The organism is Micromonospora sp. DT233 (genome assembly GCF_049841815.1).
Taxonomy (GTDB): domain Bacteria; phylum Actinomycetota; class Actinomycetes; order Mycobacteriales; family Micromonosporaceae; genus Micromonospora.
This window is the reverse complement of the sequence record NZ_JBNCLB010000004.1, coordinates 599,193-623,567: the sequence shown is the minus strand read 5'-3', so window position 1 is coordinate 623,567 and position 24,375 is coordinate 599,193. Positions and strand designations below refer to the sequence as shown.

General features: G+C 74.3%; 2 protein-coding genes. Both read right to left on the bottom strand.

Annotation, left to right across the window (positions count from 1 at the left end):
• The coding region (locus tag ACLQ2V_RS13765) for an SDR family NAD(P)-dependent oxidoreductase (protein ID WP_425718847.1) at positions 1 to 5,774 on the bottom strand (5,774 nt) is incomplete at its 3' end.
• 87 nt (positions 5,775 to 5,861) lie between these two features.
• Positions 5,862 to 24,371, bottom strand: coding sequence for an SDR family NAD(P)-dependent oxidoreductase (locus ACLQ2V_RS13760; RefSeq protein ID WP_425718816.1), 18,510 nt, complete (start codon positions 24,369 to 24,371; stop codon positions 5,862 to 5,864).
• Positions 24,372 to 24,375: the final 4 nt, after the last annotated feature.

Here is a 24,375-nt window from a genome sequence, read left to right as displayed (position 1 = left end):
ACAGCCACCAACGACGACGAACACGCGGTGTCGACCGTCACCGCCGGACCCTCAAGACCTAAGGTGTACGAGATCCGACCCGAAGCCACACTGCCGGTTCCGCCGGTCAGGAAATATCCTTCGGAACCCTCCGGAGGATCGGTGACGCCGACGCCATAGTCGTGATACATGAGGCCGACGAAAACGCCTGTGGAACTGCCCCGCAGAGCCGCCGGATCGAACCCGGCACGCTCCACCGCCTCCCACGACAATTCCAGCAGAACCCGCTGCTGCGGATCCATCGCCATCGCCTCACGCGGACTGATCCCGAAAAACTCCGCATCGAACTCGTCCGCGTCATACAAAAACCCACCCTGATCCACATACGACGTACCCACACCATCCGGATCAGCATCAAACAACCCCGCCAGATCCCAACCACGATTCACCGGGAAAGAACCCACCGCATCACCACCGGAAACCAGCAACTCCCAAAAATCCTCCGGACTACGCACCCCACCCGGCAGACGACAACTCATACCCACCACCGCGATCGGCTCGTCGCCCGTGGTCTGCGCGGTCACGGCACGCCCGGTGGCCGCACCCTCGAACGCCTCGCGCAGGTGCCGGACCACGGCCGCCGGAGTGGGATGGTCGAAGACCAGCGTCGCCGTCAGGTGCAGTCCGGTCGCCGCGTCCAGCCGGTTGCGCAGCTCCACCGCGGTCAGCGAGTCGAAGCCCATGTCCCGGAACAGCCGGCGCGGGTCCAGCGGGGCCGAGGCGGGATGGCCCAGCACAGCCGCGACGCTCGTCCGGACGACGTCCTCGAGAAGGCCGTCCCGCTCTTCGGCGGGTGCCTGCGCCAAGCGCGTGGCCAGTGACGACACCCCGGCCCGGGTCCGTGCCGGGGACCGCACGAGTCCGCGCAACACCGCCGGGAGGTTCCCGGCCTGGGCCCTGGACCGCAGCGCCGGCGCGTCCAGCGCCATCGGGATGAGCAGCGCCTCCTCCGTGGCGAGGGCCGCATCGAGAGCGGCCAGGCCCTCGCCGGGTGCCAGCGCGGTCAGCCCGGCGCGCGTGGCGCCTTCCCCACCGAGTCCACGGGTCAGCGTGCTCTCGACGTCCCACAGGCCCCACGCCAGTGACACCGCGGGCAGTCCGAGCGCGCGGCGATGCTGGGCCAGGGCGTCGAGGAAGGTGTTGCCCGCGGCGTATCCGCCCTGGCCGCCGTTGCCCAGCAGGCCGGCGGCGGAGGAGAACAGCAGCAGGCGGATCTCCGGCCGGTCGCGGGTCAGCTCGTGCAGATGCCAGGCCGCGTCCACCTTGGCCCGCAGCACGGCGTCGACCTGCTCGACGGTCAGCGAGGTGAGGACCCCGTCATCCAGGACGGCGGCCGCGTGGACGACCGCGGAGAGCGGCCGATCCTCCGGGACGGTGTCCAGCATCGCGGCGAGCGCGTCCCGGTCGGCCACGTCGCACCGCTGATCGCTCACCGCGCATCCGAGGCCGGCGAGTTCCTCGACGAGGGCGGGATCGACACCGCCACGGGCGGCGAGCAGCAGATGGCGTACGCCGTGCCGGGCCACCAGCCGGCGAGCGACGAGGCCGCCGAGCGCGCCGCCGGCCCCGGTGATCAGCACGGTTCCGTCGAGCTGCGGGGACTCGGCCGGGGCGGCGGTGATCCGGGTCAGCCGGGGCACGAGTGTCCGGCCGTCGCGGACGGCGACCTGCGGCTCGGTGACCGAGAGCAGCTCCGGCAGCGCACTCCACGGCGTCCCGTCCACGTCCACGAGCTGGAAACGTCCGGGGTGCTCGGTCTGCGCGACCCGGATCAGGCCCCAGGCCGGGGATTGGGCAACGCCGCTGACCTGGTCGCCCGGCACGGCCGCGACCGCGTCGCGCGTCACGACGACGAGACGGGCATCGGCGAGGCGCGGCTCGTCCAGCCACTGCTGCACCAGGTCCAGCGCGTGACCGACGGCGAGGTGGCCGGCCGCGACGACGTCGTCCGGCCCGTCCGGCACGGCGGCGACGACCGCTGCGGGCACGGGGCGGCCGGCATCGAGCGCATCGCGCAGTGCCGCCAAGTCGGGGTAGTGGGAGGCGCCTTCGGGCACTGAGTCGCCCGGGCCGCCGAGAACCGCCCAGCGGCCGTCGTCCGGCGCCGCCGGGGGCGCGGCCTGCGGGATCCAATCCAGCCGGAAGCGCGTCCGCGAGCTTCCGGCCAACTGCTCCGCGGTCACGGGACGGACCACCAGCGAGCCGACCGAGGCGACCGGGCGCCCGTCGTCACCCGTGAGCACCAGGGCGAACTCGTCGGTGCCGCAGCGGGTCAGGCATGCCCGCAGCGTCTCGCCGGGAGTGCCCGAGATCTGCACGTCACGCCAGGCGAACGGCACCCGGGGGCGCTCGGCGCCGTCCTCGGCCGCGAGCAGGTGCAGGGCCGCGTCGAAGAGCGCCGGGTGCAGGGCGAAACCGTCCGGTTCCAGGCCGGGCTGCAGCCGGATCTCGGCGTACGTGTGGTCCCCGTCCCGCCAGGCGGCCTCGACCGACTGGAAGGCGGGGCCGTAGCCGTAGCCAAGGTCGGCGAGCGAGTCGTAGATGCCGGCGGTGCTCACCCGCACGGCGCCCGGGGGCGGCCACTGCCCGCCCTCGACCGGCGTCTCCCGTGTCCCGGCCGGAGCCAGCACACCCACGGCGTGCCGCGTCCAGCCGTCCGGACCGGCCGGCTCCCCGTCGTCGTCCGCCCGGGAGTGGACGGTCACCACACGCTCGCCGTCGGCCGCTGGTTCCGCCACGTGCAGGCGGAGCAGCCGCCCGCCGCTCTCCGGCAGCACCAGCGGCGCCTCGACGGTCAGTTCGTGCAGCAGGTCGCAGCCGGCGTGGCCGCCCGCCGTGAGCGCGAGTTCCACCAGCGCGGTCCCGGGCAGCACCACGCTGTCGCCGATCCGGTGATCGGCCAGCCACGGCTGGGTGCGGACGGACACCCGCCCGGTGAGCAGCAGCGCGTCGACGTCGGCCTGCTCCACCCGCGCGCCCAGCAGCGGATGCCCGGTGGGTGCCAGGCCCAGGCGCCCGGCGTCGAGCATCCCCTCGGGCGCGTCGAGCCAGTAGCGCTCACGCTGGAACGCGTAGGTGGGCAGGTCCGCGAAGCCGGCCGACGGCGGCAGACCAGGCCAGCGGACCGGGGTGCCCTGGACGTGCACCGTGGCGAGCGCCGTCAAGAACGCCTCCGGCTGCGGTCGCCCGTCGCGCTGCGCAGCCGTCACCACGACCCCGGAGCGGCCGCCCAGCGCCTGCTCGGCCATGGGCGTCAGCACGCTGTGCGGGCCCACCTCGACCAGCGTCGTGACGCCCTGCGCCGCGAGTTCCCGCAGGCCGTCGCCGAACCGCACGGCCTCGCGGATGTGCCGGACCCAGTAGGCCGGATCGCACAGTTGCTCCGCGTCCGCGAGCCGCCCGGTGATGTTGGAGACGACCGGGATGCGCGGTGGGCTGAACGTGAGTCCGCTCGTCACCTCGGCGAACCGGTCGAGGACGCCATCCATGTGCGGCGAGTGGAAGGCGTGGCTGACCCGCAGCCGGCGGGTCCGCATACCGGCCGCCGCGAAGTGCGTCTCCGCGTCCGCCACGCCCGCGGCGTCGCCCGACACGACCACGGCCCGCGGCCCGTTGACGGCGGCGACGGCCACGTCCGGCCGGCCGGCCAGCCAGTCGCGCACCGCCTCCTCGGTCTCCTCGACCGCCAGCATGGCCCCGTCGTCGCGAGCGGACTCCATCAGCCGACCGCGCGCCGCCACGAGCGTGCAGGCGTCGGCGAGTGACAGGACGCCGGCGACGTGCGCCGCGACCAGCTCGCCGATCGAGTGGCCGAGGAGAAACCGGGGGACCGGCCCGCATGACTCGATCAGGCGGTAGAGGGCCACCTCGTATGCGAACAGGGCCGCCTGGGTGTACGCCGTCCGGTCGAGAAGGCCGGCGCCGGTGAACATGACGTCGCGCAGCGGATGGTCCAGGTGCTCGTCGAACATCGCGCACACCTCGTCCAGGGCGGCGGCGAAAACCGGGAACGTTGCGGCCAGGTCCCGGCCCATGCCGACCCGCTGGCTGCCCTGGCCGGCGAACATGACCGCGATCGACCCGGGCTCGGTGTTGCCGCCGGTGACCAGGCCCGCCGCCGCCTCCCGGCGGACGAGTGCGTCGAGGGCGGCGACCGCGGTCGCGCGGTCGGCGGCGACCACGACGGCCCGGTCCTCAAGGTCGGCACGGGTGGTGAGGGTCCGGGCGACGTCGGCGAGCGCCGGCCCGCCGGCGGCGGCCAGGACGTCACGGAGGAGCCCGGCCTGCTCACGCAGGGCCCCGTCGCCGCGCCCGGACAGCGGCAGCACGACCAGCGGGTGTTCCGGCGCCAGCGGGTCGGTGGCGCCGGCCTCCGGCTGCCCGGGCGGCTCGGTCACCTGTTCCAGGATCACGTGGGCGTTGGTGCCGCTGATCCCGAAGGACGAGACGGCGGCCCGCCGGGGCCGGTCGTGGCGGGGCCAGGCCCGGGGCTCGGTGAGCAGCCGGACCTCACCCGCGGACCAGTCGACGTGCGGGGACGGTGTACCGGCGTGCAGGGTCGCCGGCAGGACGCCGTGCCGCATCGCCTCGACCATCTTGATGATCCCCGCGACGCCCGCGGCCGCCTGCGTGTGGCCGATGTTGGATTTGAGCGAGCCGAGCCAGAGCGGTTGGTCCGCGGGGCGGTCCTGCCCGTAGGTGGCGAGCACCGCCTGCGCCTCGATCGGGTCACCGAGCCGGGTGCCGGTCCCGTGCGCCTCGAGCGCGTCCACATCGGCGGCGGTCAGGCCCGCAGCGGACAGCGCCGCACGGATCATGCGCTGCTGCGACGGGCCGTTCGGCGCGGTCAGCTGGCTGCTGGTGCCGTCCTGGTTGACCGCGCTACCGCGCAGCAGGGCCAGCACGGGGTGGCCGTGGCGGCGGGCGTCGGAGAGGCGTTCGAGCAGGATCAGGCCGGCGCCCTCGGCCCAGCCGGTGCCGTCCGCGTCCGCCGAGAACGCCTTGCACCGGCCGTCCGGGGCAAGGCCGCGCTGGCGGCTGAACTCGATGAAGGTGCTCGGCGTGGCCATCACGGTCACCCCACCAGCCAGCGCCAGGTCGCACTCCCGGCTCCGCAGCGCTCTCGCGGCCAGATGGGCCGCCACCAGCGACGACGAGCAGGCCGTGTCGACCGTGACGGCCGGGCCTTCGAACCCGAAGACGTACGAGATGCGCCCGGAGGCGATGCTGCCCGCGCTGCCGCTGCCGAGGTAGCCCTCGAAGGCGGCAGGCATGGGACGCATCCGGGAGGCGTAGTCGTTGTACATCACGCCCGCGAAGACCCCGGTGCGGCTGCCCCGTACGGATGCCGGGTCGATCCTGGCTCTTTCGAGCGTCTCCCAGGTCACCTCCAGCAGCAGGCGTTGCTGAGGGTCCATGGCCAGCGCCTCGCGAGGGCTCAGCCCGAAGAAGGCGGCGTCGAACCGGTCGGCGTCGTAGAGGAACCCGCCGTGCCGGCTGTAGGTGTGTCCGGCCCGGTCAGGGTCCGGGTCGTAGAGCGCGTCGACGTCCCAGCCCCGGTCCTCGGGGAAGCCGCCGATGGCGTCCGTTCCGGTCGCCACGAGTTGCCACAACTGCTCGGGGCTGCGCACGCCGCCCGGGAAGCGGCAGCCCATGGCGACGATGGCGACGGGCTCGTCGTGATCGACCTCCACCTCCCGCAGCCGTTGCCGTGTCTCGGCGAGGTCGGCCGTCACCCGCTTGAGGTAGTCGCGCAGCTTCTGCTCAGTTGACATCTGGCAAGCTCTCCCTGTGTCGCGGCTGTGGCATGGACCCGAGGTTCCTCAGGCGGGCCCGAGCTGGCTCTCGATGAAGGCGAAGATTTCGTCGTCGCTGGCCTCGGCGAGCTCGTCGGCCACGGACCGTGCCGTGGATTCGAGTGGCTCCGGCGCCAGCAGGGTTTCCAGGTGTGCGGCAAGCGCGCCCGGGGTCGGATGGTCGAAGACCACGGTGGTCGGCAGACGCAGGCCGGTGAGGTCGTCGAGCCGGTTGCGCAGCTCGACCGCGGTGAGCGAGTCGAACCCCAGGTCGAGGAAGCCGCGGTCGACGCGTACCCCGGCCGGGCTGCGATGGCCCAGCACCGCCGCCACCTGCTCCCGCATCAGCCCGAGTAGCAGGCGCCCACGCTCCTCCGGCTCCATCGCGGCCACCTCGCCGGCCAGGTCTCGCCGGCCCGCCGGCGCAGTCTCGGTCCGGTTGGCCGGTGGTGCCAGCGCCCGCAGGACGACCGGAACCCGCTCGACCGGTAGCCGGGACAGCCCGGCGACGTCGAACCCGGCCGGCACCAGGACCGCCCGTTCCTGGGCCAGCGCGCCGTCGAACAGCTCCAGGCCCCGGCGCGCCGGCATCGCGGTGATGCCGAGCCGGCCGATCCGGGCGATGTCGCTACGGGCCAGGCCGCCCGCGATGGCGCTGGTCGCGCCGTCGGGCTCCCACAGGCCCCAGGCCAGGGAGAACGCCGGGCGCCCGGCGCGGCGCCGGTGCTCGGCGAACGCGTCGAGGAAGGCGTTGGCCGCCGCGTAGTTGGCCTGGCCCGCCGAACCCACCACACCGGCCACCGACGAGAACGTCACGAACGCGCGGAGGTCGAGGTCCCGGGTCAGCTCGTCGAGATGCACCGCCGCGTCGACCTTGGGCCGCAGCACCGCGTCGATACGGTCGGCGGTCATCGTCTCCAGGACCCCGTCGGCCACGACGCCCGCGGCGTGCACGATCGCGGTGAGCGGATGTTCGGCGGGCACCGAGGCCAGCAGGTCTGCGACGGCCCGGCGGTCACCGTGGTCGCAGGCCACGATCGTCGCGGCGGCCCCCAGCTCGGCAAACTCCTCCGCGAATCCACCGGCCGCCTCCGGCCCTCGCCTGCTGGTCAGCAGCAGACGCCGGACGCCGTGGCCGGTGACGAGGTGCCGGGCGAGCAGCCGACCGAGCGCTCCGGTGCCACCGGTCACCAGCACGGTCCCGTCACCCGCGAGCGTCACCGGCGCGGTCGTGGCGGGGGTTCCGGTGCGCACCAGGCGCGGAACGAGCAGTTCGCCCTCGCGCAACGCCATCTGGGGTTCGCCGCAGGCCAGCGCGGCGGGCAGGGCCGCCTGGGAGGCCGGTGTGTCGTCGGTGTCGAGCAAGGCGAACCGGCCGGGGTGCTCCGTCTGGGCGGATCGGAGCAGACCCCAGACGGCCGCGGCGGCCGGCTGGTCGCCGCCGGCGACCGCGCCACGGGTGACGACGACGAGCCGGGCGGCGGCCAGGGCGTCCTGCCCGATCCACTGCCGGGCGAGGGCGGCGGCTCGGTGGGTCAGCGAGCGCGCGATCTCCGCGGTCGTTCCGGTGCCCGGCTCCAGAGCGGCGAGAACGTGCCCGGGAACCGGTTCGCCACCGGCCACCCGCTGCGCGAGCCCGGCCGGATCCGCAGCGTCGGTGGGGCCACCGAGCCACACCAGAGTGCCGGGCTCGGCCGACGAGACCGGATGCGGCAGCCACTCGATGTGGTGCAGCGCCCCCGGTGCCGATGCGCCTAGGCTGTCCAGCTGCGCGGGGCGCAGCGACACCGAAGCGATGGCGGCCACCGCGTTGCCGTCGCTGTCGCGCAGGTCGAACGACACGTCATGGTCCCCCACCGGTGTCATCCGCACCCGCAGCCGGGTGGCGCCGGCCAGGTACGGCGTCACCCCGCGCCAGCCGAACGGCAGGTGTCCGCGCCAGCGCTCGGGTTCCTGCAGGAAGATGGCGTGCAGGACGCCATCGAGCAGGGCCGGGTGCAGGAGGTGGCCGGAGCCGTCGAGGCTGTCGTCCAGGCGCACCTCGGCCAGGACGTCGTCACCGAGCCGCCAGGCCGAGGTCACGGCGCGCAGCCGGGGACCGTACCCGTGTCCCAACGCGGCCAGCCCGTCGTAGAAGCCGTCGAGCGGGATCGGCGCCGCGCCGGCCGGCGGCCACTCGACCACGTCGCCGGCGACGACCTCCGACTCGGCGGTGGCGAGCGTCCCGGTGGCGTGGCGCGTCCAGGTCCGGACCACGGCGTTCTCGGCCCGGGAGTGGACGGACACCGCGCGCCGGCCGTCGACCGGCTCGCCGACGGTCACTCGCAGCTGGACACCGTGTTCCTCGTTCAGCAGCAGTGGGGCGTGCAGCCCGAGATCGACGAGGTGGCCGGCGCCGGTGCGCCGCCCGGCGTGCAGGGCCAGTTCGGCGAAGACCGAGCCGGGCACCACCACCAGGCCGCCCACGGTGTGCTCGGCGAGCCAGGGATGCTCCGGCACGGCGAGGCGGCCGGTCAGCACCAGTCCGTCGGTGTCGGGCAGTTCGACGACGGCGCTGAGCATCGGATGGTCGCCGTCGTCGAGGCCGGCGCCGGTGAGGTCGGTGGCGCCGCTGGCCGCCGACTCGCTCAGCCAGTACCGCTCGTGCTGGAAGGCGTAGGTGGGCAGGCCCACCCGCCGGCCCTCGGCGACGATGTTCCGCCAGTCGACCGCGTCACCACGGGTGTGGGCGGTCGCCACCGCGGCCAGCAGCGTCGCCAGTTCCGGCTGGTCCCGGCGCAGGGTGGGTGCCAGCACGGGGCGCGGGCTCCGCTCGGACAGGCAGTCCGCGACCACGGGTGTGAGCACGGCGTCCGGTCCCAGCTCCAGGAAACGAGTGATTCCCGTACCGGCCAGTGCGTGCACGGCGTCGGCGAAGCGCACGGCGTCCCTGGCCTGCCGTGCCCAGTACTCCGGGTTGCCGAGCTCGTCGGCCGCGACCGGTTTCCCGGTGCGGGTGGAGACGATCGGGATCACCGGCGGCCGGAAGCTCAACCCGGCGACGACCGAGCGCAGCTCGTCGAGGACGGGATCCATCCGGTGGGAGTGGAAGGCATGGCTGGTGCGCAGCCGCCGGATGCGGCCGCCGCGGGCGGTGACCGTGGCCGCGGCATCCTCCACGACCTTCGCGTCGCCGGAGATCACCACCGACGTAGGCCCGTTGACCGCGGCGATGCTCGCCCGATCACCCGCCTCGGCGAGCAGGAGCCGGGCCTCGCCCTCGGACATCTGAACGGCCACCATCGCACCGCCCGCCGGCAGTTCTCGCATGAGCCGGCCGCGGGCGGTCACCAGAGCGGCCGCGTCGGCGAGCGACAGCACCCCGGCCACCTGCGCGGCGGCGATCTCCCCGACGGAGTGCCCCGCGACCGCGTCCGGGCGGATCCCCCAGTGCGTCAGCAGGCGGAACAGCGCCACCTCGATCGCGAAGAGCGCGGGCTGCGCGTACCCCGTGTCGTCCAGTGCCTGCGGGTCGTCCGCGACGACCTCGCGCAACGGCCGGTCCAGATGGACGTCGAGCGCGTCGCAGACCTGGTGGTAGGCCTCCGCGAAGACCGGGATCGCCGCGCTGAGCCCGGCGCCCATCCCGGCCCGCTGCGCGCCCTGCCCGGTGAAGAGGAACGCCAGGCCGCCGGGCGCCCGATCGCCGATGACCAGGCCCGGGGCCGGCCGGCCCGCGGCGAGGGCCGCCAGCGTGCCGAGAAGTTCGTCCCGGCCGACCCCGAGGACGACGGCGCGCTGGTCCAGCGCGGCGCGCGCGGTCGACAGGGTGTACGCCACATCGGCTGGATCCAGGTCCGGCCGCCCGCTGAGGAAGGCATGCAGCGCGGCCGCCTGGCCCCGGAGCGCCTCGGGGGTCTTGCCCGCGACGGGCCAGGCGGTGAGCTGCCCGCTGGCGGACGGCGCCGGCCGGTCCCGGTCAGCGGCCGGCGGACCCGCTTCGAGGATGACGTGCGCGTTCGTGCCGCTGATGCCGAAGGACGAGACCGCCGCCCGCCGGGGCCGGTCCGTCTGTGGCCACGACGTTTCCTCGTGGACCAGGGCCACCGTGCCGCTCGACCAGTCGACGTGCTCGGTCGGGTGCTCCACGTGCAGGCTGCGCGGTACGGCGCCGTGCCGCATCGCGAGGATCATCTTGATCACACCGGCCACCCCGGCCGCGGCCTGGGTGTGCCCGATGTTCGACTTGATCGAGCCCAGCAGCAGCGGGCGCTCCGGCGACCGACCGGCGCCGTACGTGGCCAGCAGCGCCTCCGCCTCGATCGGGTCTCCGAGCCGGGTGCCGGTGCCGTGCGCTTCGACCACGTCCACGTCGGACGGCTCGAGCCCGGCCGAGGCGAGCGCCTGGCGGATCACCCGCTGCTGGGCGGGCCCGTTCGGGGCGGTCAGGCCGTTGGAGGCGCCGTCGGAGTTCACCGCGCTCCCGCGCAGGACGGCCAGTACGTCGTGGCCGTTGCGCCGCGCGTCCGAGAGCCGTTCCAGAACCACCAGCCCGGCGCCCTCACCCCAGCCGGTGCCGTCCGCGTCGGTGGAGAACGCCCGGCACCGCCCGTCCGGTGACAGGCCGCGCTGACGGCTGAACTCCACAAAGGACGTGGGCGTGGACATCACCGTGACACCGCCGGCGACGGCGAGGTCGCACTCCCCGCTGCGCAGCGCACCCGCGGCGAGATGCATCGCGACCAGGGAGGACGAGCAGGCGGTGTCCACGGTGATGGCCGGGCCCTCAAGCCCGAAGGTGTACGCCACCCGACCGGACGCGGCACTGGCGGTGCTGCCGATGGCGAGGTAGCCCTCGTAGCCCTCGGGGACCTGCCGCAGGCGTGAGCCGTAGTCGCCGTACATCACGCCGGTGAACACGCCAGTGCGGCTGCCCCGCAGCGAGGTCGGATCGATGCCGGCCCGTTCGAGAGCCTCCCAGGTGATCTCCAGCAGGATGCGCTGCTGCGGATCGGTGGCCGTGGACTCGCGGGGGCTGATGTCGAACAGCGTGGCGTCGAACTGGTCGGCATCGTAGAGAAATCCACCCCGCCGGGTGTACGACGTACCGGCATGACCGGGGTCGGGGTCGTAGAGCCGGTCCAGGTCCCAGCCGCGGTTGCCGGGGAACTCGCCGGTCGCGTCGACGCCGTCGGCGAGCAGGCGCCACAGGTGCTCCGGGTCCCGGACCCCGCCCGGATACCGGCAGCTCATGGCCACCACGGCGATCGGCTCGTCGGTGCCCACCGGCGCCGGGCGATCCGCCGGTGCCACGTCATCGTCGCGCACCAGCAGGGTCGCCAGGTACTCGGCGAGTGCGGCCGGGGTGGGGTGGTCGAAGACCACGGCGGCCGGGAGCGCGGGCACGCCCTCGGCGACCAGCCGGTTGCGCAGCTCCACCGCCGTCAGGGAGTCGAAGCCCTGCTCCCGGAACGGGTGGTCGGCCTCGATCTGACCGGCACCGGCGTGCCCGAGGATCCTGGCGGCGTTCTCCCGTACGAGGTCGAGCAGGAACCGGTGCCGCAGGTCCGCCGGCACGGCGGCGAGCCGGGCCGCCAGGGAGTCCCCGGCATGCGGCACGCTGCGCCGGGTCCGGCCGCGCCGCAGTTCGCCCAACATCGGCGGCGTCTCCAGCAGGGCCGTCACGTCGAAGCGCGCCGGCACCAGCACCGGTTCGGCACGGCCGAGGGCGGCGTCGAACATCGCGAGCCCCTCGGCCTCGCTCATCGGCCGGACGCCGGTGCGAGCCAGGCGCGCCTGATCAGGCTCACCGAGAGTGCCCGCCATGCCCGCACCGGCCCACAGGCCCCAGGCGAGGGCGGTCGCGGGCAGCCCTGCGGCACTGCGGAAAGCGGCCAGGGCCTCCATCCCGGCGTTGGCGGCGGCGTAGTTCGCCTGACCTGCCGTTCCCAGGGTGGCGGCGACGGAGGAGAACAGGACGAAGGCCCGCAGCGGAAGATCCCGGGTGAGCTCGTGCAGGTTCCAGGCGGCATCCGTCTTGGGGCGCAGCACGGTGTCCAGCCGCTCGGTGGTGAGGGCCTCCAGCACCCCGTCGTCGACGACGCCGGCCGCGTGCACGACCCCGGTGAGAGGGCGTTCCACGGGCACCGCGGCCAACGCCCCGGCCAGGGCCGTACGGTCACCGGCGTCGCAGGCCAGCGTGGTGACGCGAGTGCCGAGCGCGCTCAGCTCCCGTTCGAGGAGCGCCGCGCCCGGTGAGTCCGGGCCGCGCCGGCCGAGCAGCAGCAGCTCGCGTACCCCGTGTCGGGTGACCAGGTGCCGTGCCACGATCCCGGCCAGCGCGCCGCCCGCGCCGGTGATCAGGACGGTGCCGTCCGGGCCGAACACGTCCGGCACCGGGGCGGTCGTGGGAAGCCGGCGCAGGCGCGGGACGTACGCGGTCCGGCCCCGGATCACGACCTGGTCCTCGCCGGTCGCCAGCACGGCCGCCACGTTGTCGCCGGACATCTCGGCGGTGTCGATGTCGGCCAGGAGGAACCGGCCCGGATGTTCGCGCTGTGCGCTGCGAATCAGGCCCCAGATCGCGGCGGCGCCGAGGTCGGCCGGTGTCTCGCCGGGCTGGGCGGCGATCGCGGCGTGCGTCGTCACCAGCAGCCGGGAGGTCGCCGTCCGATCGTCGGCGAGCCACCGCCGGATGTGGGTGAGAGCCTCGTGAACCGCGGAGCGGATCTGGCCGGCTCCCGGTTCCCCGCCGGGCGCACCGGGCAGCACCACGACCTCCGGCGCAGGCGAAGCGGATGGCGGGTTCGGGGCGTCGGCCGGGGTCCACACGAGGTGATACAGCGGCGGCACGGCCGCTACGGATGCGGCACCGGCGGGCCGTACGGTCATCGCGCCGATCGAGGCGACGACCGCGCCGGTCTCATCGGCCAGGACGACCGCAACCTGGTCCGGTCCGGACGCGGCGAGCCGGACACGGGCGACCCCGGCGCCCACCGGGCCCAGCGACACGTCACGGAAGCTGAACGGCAGCCGTCCCGGTCCGCCGTCCCCGACGAGGCCGAGCGCGACCGGGTGCAGGGCACTGTCCAGCAGCGCGGGGTGCACGGAGTACCCGTCGGCCACCGACTCGTCGTCGAGAGCCACTTCGGCGTACGCCTCGTCACCGTGCCGCCAGGCGGCTCGCAGTCCCTGGAACGCCGCCTCGTACTCGTAGCCCTGATCGGCGAGCCGCTCGTAGGCACCGTCGAGCGGTACGACCGTCGCCCGGGGCGGCCACGGACCGTCGAGCGGTCGTCCGGGCGCCACGGCCGGGCACACCGTGCCGGTCGCGTGCCGGATCCAGGTGGCGTCCGCGCCGTCGTCACCGGAACTGTAGATGTGCACCGGACGCAGGCCCGCGGTGTCGGCCGCACCGACCCGTACCTGGATGGCGACGGCCCCGCCCTCCGGCAGCACGACCGGCTCCTCGAGGGTCAGCTCCGCGATGTCCGGGCAGCCGGCCCGGGCCCCCGCGGTGCAGGCCATCTCCAGGGTGACGGTGGCGGGCAGCAGGACCGCACCGTTCATCACGTGGCCGGCCAGCCACCGGTGGACGCTCAGCGAGAGCCGTCCGGTCATCAGCAGACCGTCGCCGCCGCCGAGTTCCACCACGGCGCCCAGTAGCGGATGGGCGGCGTCGGTCAGGCCGGCGGCCGCGACGTCCCCGGCGGCCCGCGCCTCCAGCCAGAACCGTCGCTCCTCGAACGGGTAGGTCGGCAGGTCGACGATCCGGGCGCGGGCGCGGGCACGATCGATCAATACGCCGGGCGCGCCGCCACAGTTGTAGGCATGACCGAGCGCGCCGAGCAGCGTCCGTCGCTCCGGCTGATCGGGACGCAGCACCGGGGCCAGGATGACGGCCTCGTCGAGGGTCTCCCGCGCCAGCGCGCAGAGCACCCCGTCGGGTCCCAACTCCAGGCCGAGGGCCACCCCGCGGGCTTGGAGTTCACGCACTCCGGCGAGGAAGTTCACCGTTCCGCGCAGGTGCCCGACCCAGTATTCCGGGTCGGTCGCCCGGCTGTCGGTCAGCGGCGCGCCGTCGGCGTTGGAGAGCACCGGCAGGCGCGGGGCGGCGAGGTCGAGACTCCGCACCACGCGGCGGAACTCGTCGAGCGCGGTATCCATGTGCGGCGAGTGGAACGCGTGGCTGACCCGCAGGCGGCGCGTCCGGTGACCCCGCTGCCGCCAGGTCCCGGCGAATTGCTCCGCGGCCTCCGCGTCACCGGCGACCACGACCGAACCGGGCCCGTTGACGGCCGCGAGGTCGAGCCGGGACTCGTAGTCGGCGAGTGCGTCGCGGACCGCCTCCTCGGGAGCCGCGATGGCGATCATGGCACCGTCCGCGCGGGCGGCCTGCATCAGCCTCGCCCGGGCCGCGACCAGCTCGCACGCGCCGGGCAGGGTGAACACCCCGGCCAGGTGCGCCGCCGAGATCTCGCCGAGCGAGTGGCCCAGCAGCACGTCGGGAACCACGGAACGCTCCTCCAGCACGCGGTAGAGGGCGACCTGGAGCGCGAACAGCGCCGGCTGGGTGTACTCCGTGCGGTCGAGCAGATCCGGCGCGTCGGCGATCACCTCGGCGAGCGGCCGTTCCAGCAGCGTGTCGAAGTGGGCGCAGACCCGGTCGAACTCGCGGGCGAAGACCGGTTCGCCCCGGTACAGCTCGGCACCCATCCCGCGACGCTGAGCGCCCTGCCCGGTGAAGAGGAAGGCGGTAGGTCCGAGGCGTACCTCGTGCACGCCCACCACGCCGGCATGGGTCCGGCCGGTGGCCAGGGCGGTCAGAGCCGCCCGGAAGCCGTCCTCGTTCTCGCCGACGACCGCCGCGCGATGCGCGAAGGACGCCCGCGTGGTGGCGAGCGACAGTCCCACGTCGGCCGGGTCGGCCCGTTCGGCCTCGAGATGGCGCGCGAGCCGGCCGGCGTAGGCGCGCAACGCCGCCTCGGACCGGGCCGACAGCGGCCACGCCACCGGCCCGCGCGGTGCGGGATCCTCCGGCTGCGGCTCCGGTTCGTCCGCCGCCTCGCCGGCCTGCTCCACGATGACGTGGGCATTGGTGCCGCTGATGCCGAAGGAGGAGACGGCGGCACGGCGGGACCGTCCCTGCTCCGGCCACGGAATCGTCTCGGTCAGCAGGCGGACAGTGCCCGAGGACCAGTCGACGTACGGCGAGGGCTCGTCGACGTGCAGCGTCTGCGGCAGCACCCCGTGCCGCATCGCCATGACCATCTTGATCACCCCGGCCACCCCGGCCGCGGCCTGGGTGTGGCCGATGTTCGACTTGATCGAGCCGAGCAGCAGCGGCCGGTCCGGGGCGCGGTCCCGGCCGTACGCGGCCAGGAGCGCCTCAGCCTCGATCGGATCGCCCAGCCGGGTGCCCGTGCCGTGTGCCTCGACGGCGTCCACGTCGCCGGGCGTCAGGCCCCCGTCCCGCAGCGCCTGCCGGATCACTCGCTGCTGCGCGGGGCCATTGGGCGCGGTGAGTCCGTTGCTGGCGCCGTCATTGTTGACAGCGCTGCCGCGGAGGATCGCGAGGACTCGCCGCCCGTTGCGCCGGGCGTCCGACAGGCGTTCGAGCACCAGCAACCCGGCGCCCTCGCTCCAGCCGGTGCCGTCCGCGGCCGCGGCGAACGACCGGCAACGCCCGTCCGGCGACAGGCCACGCTGCCGGCTGAACTCGATGAAGGTGCGCGGAGTGGACATCACCGCCACGCCGCCGGCCAGCGCCATCGAGCATTCGCCGCGGCGCAGCGCCTGGGCGGCCAGGTGCAGGCTGACCAGGGACGACGAGCAGGCCGTGTCCAGGGTCAGGGCGGGACCCTGCAGGCCGAAGGTGTAGGCGATGCGTCCGGAGGCGACGCTCGCCTGGCTCCCGGCCAGCAGGAAACCCTCCACGTCAGCGGGCGCCCGGCCGAGCCGGGATCCGTAATCGTTGTACATCACGCCGGTGAAGACCCCGGTGTCGCTGCCGTGCAGCGTGTCCGGGTCGATCCCGGCACGCTCGAACGCCTCCCAGGCGATGGTCAGCAGCAGCCGCTGCTGCGGGTCGGCGGCCAGTGCCTCGCGCGGGCTGATGCCGAAGAACGTGGGGTCGAAGGCGGCGGCGTCGTAGAGGAAGCCGCCGGCGCGGGTGTAGCTGGTGCCGTGCTGCTCCGGATCGGGGTCGTACAGCGTGCCGAGATCCCAGCCGCGGTCGTCCGGGAAGTCGCCGATTGCGTCGACGCCGTGGGCGACCAGCCGCCAGAGGTCCTCCGGGCTGCGGACGCCGCCGGGGTAGCGGCAGCTCATGCCCACGATCGCGATGGGTTCGTCCGCGCCGCCGGGCGTCGGTCCCGGCGCCGCGACGCCCTCGGCCGGCCCGGTGACGGCGCTGCGCAGCAGTCCGACCAGCGCGGTGATCGTCGGGTAGTCGAAGATCGCGGTGGCCGGCAGCCGCGTACCGGTCGAGGCGTTCAGCCGGTTGCGCAGTTCCACCGCGGTCAAGGAGTCGAAGCCGAGTTCCTTGAATGCACGCTCCGGGTCGATCGTCTCCGGACGATCGTGGCCGAGCACCGCGGCCACCTGGGCCCGCACCAGCGCCACCATCACCTCGTCGCGCCGATCGGCCGGCAGCGCGGCCATCTCGCCGATCCACGAGGCGGCACCCGGCGCCACCGCGGTGGCGGCCCGCCGGACCGGTGTGGGCACCAGTTCACTCAGCAGCGGCGGCAGCGTCCCGGCGGCGGCGAGTCTCCGCAGCGATGCCGTCTCGAGCACCGCCGGGACGACCGTGGGCAGGCCGCTCGCGAGCGCCGCGTCCAGCAGGGCGAGCGCCTCGGGCTCCGGCATCGGGGCCAGACCGGCACGGCGCAGCCGGGCGAGGTGTCCCGGGTCGAGATGCCCGGTCATGCCACTGCCCTCGGCCCAGAGTCCCCAGGCCATCGAGGTGGCGGGCAGACCGAGGTGGTGCCGGTGCCGGGCCAGGGAGTCCAGGAACGTGTTCGCGGCCGCGTAGTTGGCCTGGCCGGGGCCGCCGAGGGTGCCGACCACCGAGGAGAACAGGACGAAGGCGGCGAGGTCGAGCCCGGCGGACAGTTCGTGCAGCCGCCAGGCGGCGTCCACCTTGGGGCGCAGCACGGCCTCGAGCCGCTCCCCCGTCAGGGAGCCGAGGGTCGCGTCGGCGAGAGCGCCAGCGGCGTGGAACACCGCGGTCAGGGGATGCGTCGCCGGTACGGCCGCGAACACCTCCTCCAGCGCCCCGGGCCGGGTGATGTCGCAGGCCGTGACGGTGACCCGGGCGCCAACCGCAGTCAACTCCCCCGCCAGTCGGTCGGCTCCCGGTGCGGTGGCGCCCCGGCGGCTCAGCAGCAGCAGATGGCGGACGCCGTGCCGGGCGACCAGGTGCCGGGCGACGGCGGCGGCGACCGTGCCGGTGCCACCGGTGATCAGCACGGTGCCGTCCGGGTTCAGGACCGGCGCACCGGCCCGGTCCGCCACGGGTGTCCGGCCCAGCCGAGGAACCAGCACCGTCCCGTCGCGCAGCGCGGCCTCCGGTTCACCGCGTGACGCGGCGACGAGCACGGCGGGCAGGTCGGCCGCCCCGGCGTCGAGCAGTTGCACCCGCCCCGGGTGTTCGGCCTGGGCGCTGCGGACGAGTCCGGCCACCGGTGCCACACCGGGCGCCACGGGCTCGATCCCCGAGGCTCCGCCCGCGAGCAGCACGAGGCGACTGCCCTCGAAACGGCCGTCGCCGAGCCAGCGCCCGAGCAGGTCCAGGGTCCACCGGGCGGTGGCGTGCGCCTGCCCGACGGTGTCACCGGAGTCCTCCGGCGCGCCGACCGGGGCCACCACCAGCGGCGGAATCGGGGCGCCGGCGTCCACGGCCTCGATGAGGGCGTCCAGATCCGGATGGTCGTGGCCCAGGACGACGGCCCCGGGCAGCGGCTCGGCAGTGATGCCGGGCACCGGCCGCCACCGCACCGCGAACAGCGGCCGGGCCGCCGTCGTGGCGGCCACCGCGGGACGCAGCCGCAGAGCGGTGACCGAGGCGACCGGGGCACCGGTGGTGTCGGCCAGGGTCAGCCGCACGGTGTCGTCACCCAGCAGCCGGACGTGCACCCGGAGGGCGGTGGCACCGCCCGCGTGCATGCGGACGTCGGTCCAGACGAACGGGAGCAGCAGCCGGCCGTCGTCCGCCCCGACGGCGGGGAGAGCCACGTGCAGGGCCGCGTCGAACAGTGCGGGGTGCAGATCGAAGTGTTCGGCGCCGGCGCGCTGCTCCTCGGCCAGGGCCACCTCGGCCCAGAGGTCGTCGCCGTCCCGCCACGCGCGCAGCAGGCCCTGAAAGGCCGGGCCGTAGTGGTAGCCCCGGTCGGCGAGCGCCGGGTACGTCGTGCTCAGGTCCACCGGTGACGCGACGGGTGGCCAGCTGGGCAGGGAGGGCGCCGGCTCGGGACCGGCCTGCGTCAGGGCGCCGACGGCATGCCTCGTCCAGGGTTCGCCGGCCGCCGGGTCCTCGTCCGGCCGCGCGTGGACGGTCACCTCACGCTGCCCCGCCTCATCCGCGGCGTGCACGATCACCTGGAGTTGGACCGCGCCTTCGGCGGGCAGCACCAGGGGCGCCTCGACAGTCAGTTCGGCCAGGACGTGGTACCCCACGCCACGGCCGGCGTGCACGGCCAGCTCGACGAACGCCGTGCCGGGCAGGAACACCTGATCGCCGACGGCGTGATCGGCCAGCCATGGGTGCGCGGCGAGGGACAGCCGGGTGGTGAACAGCTCGCCGGCGCCGTCCGCCAGGGTGGCGACGGCCCCCAGCAGGGGGTGGCCGGAGGATCGCAGGCCCAGCCCGGCCGGGTCCTGCCCGGATTCCTGCCGGTCGAGCCAGTAGTGCCGGCTCTGGAAGGCGTAGGTCGGCAGCTCCACCCGCCGGCGCGCTCCGGAGAAATAGGCCTCGGGGTTCACCGTCGCGCCGTTGACCTGCGCGGCCGCCAGGGAGATCACGAATCGCCGCCAGTCGCCCTCGTCCCGGCGCAGCGTGCCCAGCGCGGCCGCGCGGACCCCGATCTCCTCCACGGTGTCCTGCACCGCCATCGCGAGCACCGGATGGGGGCTGACCTCGATGAAGAGGCGATGCCCCCGCTCAGCCAGCGACCGCACCGCGGGCTCGAAGGCCACCTCGTTCCGCAGATTGCGGTACCAGTAGTCGGCGTCGAGCGCCGTCGTGTCGGTCAGTTCGGACCCGGTCAGGGTCGAGTACATCGGTACCCGGGCCGCGCCCGGGTTCAGATCGGCCAGGGCCGCCAGCAGCTCGTCCCGGATAATCTCGACGTGGGAGCAGTGCGACGCGTAGTCCACCGGGACCCGGCGGGCCCGGACGCCGTCGTGTTCGCAGCGGGCCAGCAGGTCGTCCAGCGCCCCGGGGTCGCCGGAGACAACCGTCGCGGCCGGGCTGTTGACCGCCGCGATGGTCATGCCCTCCGGCAGCTCGGTCAGCAGGGCGCGGACCCGGTCGGCCGGCAGGGCGACCGAGACCATCCCCCCGGTGCCGGCGAGCCGGCGCAGCGCACGGCTGCGCAGGGTGACCACCCGGGCGGCATCACGCAACGACAGCGCGCCGGCCACGCACGCCGCGGCGATTTCGCCCTGCGAGTGGCCCACGACGGCGACCGGCTCGACTCCCGCCGATCGCCAGAGCGCGGCCAGCGACACCATCACCGCGAACAGGACGGGCTGGACGACGTCGACCCGGTCGAGGCCGGGAGCCCCGGGCTCACCCCGTAACACGTCCGGCAGCGACCAGTCGACGTGTTCGGCGAACGCCCGCGCACACTCGTCGAGGCGTGCGGCGAAAACCGGCGACGTGCGCGACAGCTCCACCGCCATGCCGGCCCACTGGGAGCCCTGGCCGGGGAAGACGAAGACGGGCCCGGTTCCGACCGCGACGCCCCGGACCACGTCGGCACCTGTGCCGGCGATCAGCGCTTCGAGGCCGGCCCGCAGGTCGTCGCCTCCGGTCGCGACGACCGCGGCCCGGTGCGGGAACAGCGACCGTGTGGTGAGCAGCGAGTAGCCGACGTCCGCCGGGTCCAGAGCGGGATTCCGCACGAGGTGCTCCCGCAGGCGTACGGCCTGGGCGAGCAGCGCCTGGTCGTCGGCGGCGGACAGCAACCACGGCACGGCTGCCTGCAGCGTGTCCACGTGCTCCGGCGTGGCCTGCTCCGCCTCACCCGGACCCTCGATGATCACGTGCGCGTTGGTGCCACTGATGCCGAACGAGGAGATTGCGGCACGGCGGGGCCGGCCCGACTCCGGCCACGGCACGGCCTCGGTCAGCAGGGAGACCGCGCCCGAGGACCAGTCGACGTGCGGTGACGGCTCGTCCACGTGCAGGGTTGCCGGCAGCAGCCCGTGGCGCATCGCGAGCACCATCTTGATGATGCCGCCGACGCCGGCCGCGGCCTGGGTGTGACCGATGTTCGACTTCAGCGAGCCGAGCCACAGCGGCTGATCCGCGGGACGCTGCCGGCCGTAGGTGGCGAGCAGCGCCTGCGCCTCGATCGGGTCGCCCAGCCGGGTGCCGGTGCCGTGCGCCTCCACCGCGTCCACCTCGGCGGGGTCCAGCCCCGCGGAGGCGAGCGCCTGGCGGACCACCCGCTCCTGGGCGAGACCGTTTGGAGCGGCCAGCCCGTTGCTGGCCCCGTCCTGGTTGATGGCCGATCCGCGGATCACCGCCAGCACGTCGTGCCCGTTGCGGCGCGCGTCGTCGAGACGTTCGAGCAGCACCACGCCGACGCCCTCGGCCCAGCCGGTACCGTCGGCCGCCGCCGAAAACGCCTTGCACCGACCGTCCGGCGAGAGTCCCCGCTGGCGGCTGAACTCGACGAACATGCCCGGCGACGTCATCACGGCCGCGCCGCCGGCCAGCGCGAGCGTGCAGTCACCGTTGCGCAGCGCCTGGGCCGCGAGGTGGACGGCGACCAGCGACGACGAGCACGCGGTGTCCACGGTGACCGCAGGGCCCTCCAGGCCGAGCACGTACGCAATGCGCCCGGACGCGACGCTGGTGGTGACGCCGGTCAGCAGATAGCCGTCGTAACCGCTGGTCGGCTCGTACAGGCGGGGCCCGTACTCCTGCGAGGTGGCGCCGATGAACACGCCGACCGGGGTGTTGCGGACCGCGTCGGCGGTGAGCCCGACGCGTTCCAGCGTCTCCCAGGAGGTCTCCAGCAACAGCCGCTGCTGCGGGTCCATGGCGGTGGCCTCGCGCGGGCTGATGCCGAAGAAGGACGCGTCGAACCGGTCGGCGTCGTTCAGGAAGCCGCCGGACCGGGTGTAGGTGTGCCCGGGCACGCCCGGCTCCGCGTCGTACAGCCCTGCGACGTCCCAGCCGCGGTTGCCGGGGAACTCGGTGATCGCGTCCCGGCCGTCCGCGACGAGATTCCACAGATCCTCGGGGGTCCGCACGTCACCGGGGTAACGGCAGCCCATGGCAACGATGGCGATCGGCTCACCCGGTGCGGCCGCCGCTCGCGGCGCGGCGGGCACGGCTGCCGGGGCGACGCCGATCAGTTCGGCCACCAGGTGATCGACGAGTCCGCCGGGAGTGGGGTGGTTGAACAGCAGACCGGCGGGCAGGCTGAGGCCGGTGGCCGCGGCCAGCCGATCGCGCAGTTCGACGGTGCTCAGCGAGTCGAACCCGAGATCCTTGAAGGACCGCCCGGGGTCCAGGTCGCCGGTCGAGGATTCTCCGCGTACGGCCGCCACGTGCGCCCGGACCAGATCCCACAGCACCCGGCGACGGCCGGGGGCGTCGGCACCCGCGACGCGCCGGCGCAGCGATGCGGAGGCAGCTTCGGCTTCCCCAGCGGCCGGGGAGGTGACCAGGCTGTCCAGCCACAACCGGCGTCGCTGGAACGCGTACGCCGGCAACGACCTGTGGGGCTGCCGCGGGCCGCACAGCCGCATCCAGTCGACGTCGGCGCCGGCGGCGTACGCGGTGGCCAGCGCCCGCAGGAAGGTGGCCGCCTCCGGCTGATCGCGGCGCAGCGCCGCCGCCGCGGAGACACCGGTCTCGGCGCAGTCGCGCACCATCCCGGTCAGGGTCCCGTCCGGTCCGAGCTCGACGAAGGTCGTGACGCCCGCCTCCAGCAGGGCGGCGACCCCATCGGCGAAGCGGACCGCGTCGCGTACGTGCCGCACCCAGTACTCCGGCGTGCGCAGGTCCAACCCGGTGGCCGGGCGGCCGGTGAGGTTCGAGACGACCGGTAGCACCGGCGCGGCGTAGCTGAGACCGGTCGCCACCACACGGAAGCGCTCCAGAATGCCGTCCATGTGCGCCGAGTGGAAGGCATGGCTGACCCGCAGCCTCCGCACCTTGCGTCCCGCCGCCCGCCAGTGCTCACCGGCCTCGTCCACGGCCTCGGCGTCACCGGAGATCACCGTGGCGCGGGGTCCGTTGACGGCGGCGATGCCGATCCGACCCGCCCGGCCCGCCAGCGACGCGAGCACCTCCTCCTCGGTCGCCTCGACCGCGGCCATCGCGCCACCGGACTGCGCCGCCTGCATGAGGCGGCCGCGGGCGGCCACCAGAGCGCAGGCATCCGGAACGTTCAGCACGCCCGCGACGTGCGCGGCGGCCAGCTCACCGATCGAGTGACCGGTGACATACGAGGCCCGCAGCCCGTGGTGCTCGGCGAGCCGGTAGAGCGCGACCTCCACGGCGAAGAGCGCGGGCTGGGCGTACTCGGTACGCTGCAGCGTATCGCCGCCGGCCTCGAAGAGGACCTCGCGCAACGGCCGGGGCAGGTGCGGGTCGAAGTAGGCGCACAACTCGTCCAGAGCCGCGGCGAACACCGGGAACGCCGCGTAGAGCTCGCGGCCCATGCCGGCCCGCTGGCTGCCCTGCCCGGTGAAGAGCACCGCGACGCGGCCGTCGCCGACGCGGCCGGTGACCACGTCGGCGTCCGGCAGGCCGTCCGCCGTGGCGGCCAGCGCCTCGCGCAGCCGGGCGGGGTCGCCGGCCACGACGACCGCCCGGTGCGTCAGCGCGGTACGGGTTCCCGCCAGCGCGGCCGTCAGGGCGGGCAGGCTCCCGGCGTCCGGCTCGAGGTGGCGGAGCAGAGCGCCGGCCTGGGCGCGCAGCGCCTGTGGGGTGTGGCCGGAGACGGGGAAGGCCAGCAGGGGTGCAGCGGCTCCGGGGTCCGCGACGGGTTCCGGCGTGGGCGGCTCCTCGATCACCATGTGACAGTTGGTGCCGCCCATGCCGAACGAGCTGACGCCCGCGATGAGCGGGTCGCTGTCGCGGGGCCATGGGCCGCCCTCGGTCACCACCCGGAGGTTGAGCTCGTCGAGGGGGATAGCCGGGTTCGGGGTCGCGAAGTTGAGGCTGGCCGGCAGCCGGCGGTGGCGCACGCTCAACACCACTTTGAGCAGCCCGACCATGCCGGCCGCACCTTCCAGATGGCCCACGTTGGTCTTGACCGAGCCGACCAGCAGCGGCGCCCCGGCGGGCCGGGCGGAGCCGAGCGCCGCGCCCAGGGCCGCAGCCTCCAGCGGATCGCCGACCTTGGTTCCCGTGCCGTGCAACTCGACGTACTGCACCTGTTCCGGGCGAACTCCGGCGCGGCGGCAGGCGAGTTCGACCACCTCGCTCTGCGCCTGCGAGCTGGGGACGGTCAGCCCCTCGGTGGCGCCGTCGTTGTTGACGGCGCTGCCCCGGATGACCCCGTGCACCACGTCACCATCGCGGCGGGCGGCCGCGAGGGTCTTGAGCACGACCACGCCGCCGCCCTCACCGCGGACGTAGCCATTGGCCCGGGCGTCGAAGGTGAAGCAGCACCCGTCCGGAGAGAGGCCGCCGAACTTCTCGGTGGCCAACGTCGCCTCGCCGGAGAGATTCAGGTTCACCGCGCCGGCCAGGACGGTCGCCGCCTCCCCCGACCGCAGGCTCTGACACGCGACGTGCACCGCGACCAGCCCCGAGGACTGTGCGGAGTCGACGGTCAGGCTGGGGCCGTCCAGCCCGAGTGCGTACGAGATCCGGTTGGCAATGATGCCACGCTGTAGGCCGGTGAGCGTGTGCGCGGTAAGGGCGTCGAGCCCGAGACCGGCCGCGACCGTGGCGTAGTCGCCGGACATCGCACCCATCACCACCGCGGTGCGGGTGCCGGCCAGCCGGGCCGGCGGCAGTCCGGCGTCCTCCAGCGCCTCCCAGCTCAGCTCCAGCATCAGCCGCTGCTGGGGATCCATGGCGGCCGCCTCACGCGGCGAGATTCCGAAGAAGTCCGGGTCGAAGTCGCCGACACCGTCGAGGAAGCCGCCGAACCGGACCCCGAGCGCAGGCGATCCGGCGGCGCTGGACGCGAGCTGCCAGCGGTCGTCGGGTACCCGGGTGATAGCGCTGGCCCCGGTGACGAGCAGCCGCCAGAAAGCGTCGAGATCCGGTGCCGCGGGTAGCCGGCAGGCCATGCCGATGACGGCGATTGGCTCGACGGAGGTGGCGTCGTCACTCGCGACACGGACGGCAGTTTCGGTCATCGTT

Bases quoted from the DNA above. Each gene is read 5' to 3' on its own strand.
- ACLQ2V_RS13760 (WP_425718816.1), bottom strand. From the start codon at position 24,371: ATGACCGAAACTGCCGTCCGTGTCGCGAGTGACGACGCCACCTCCGTC.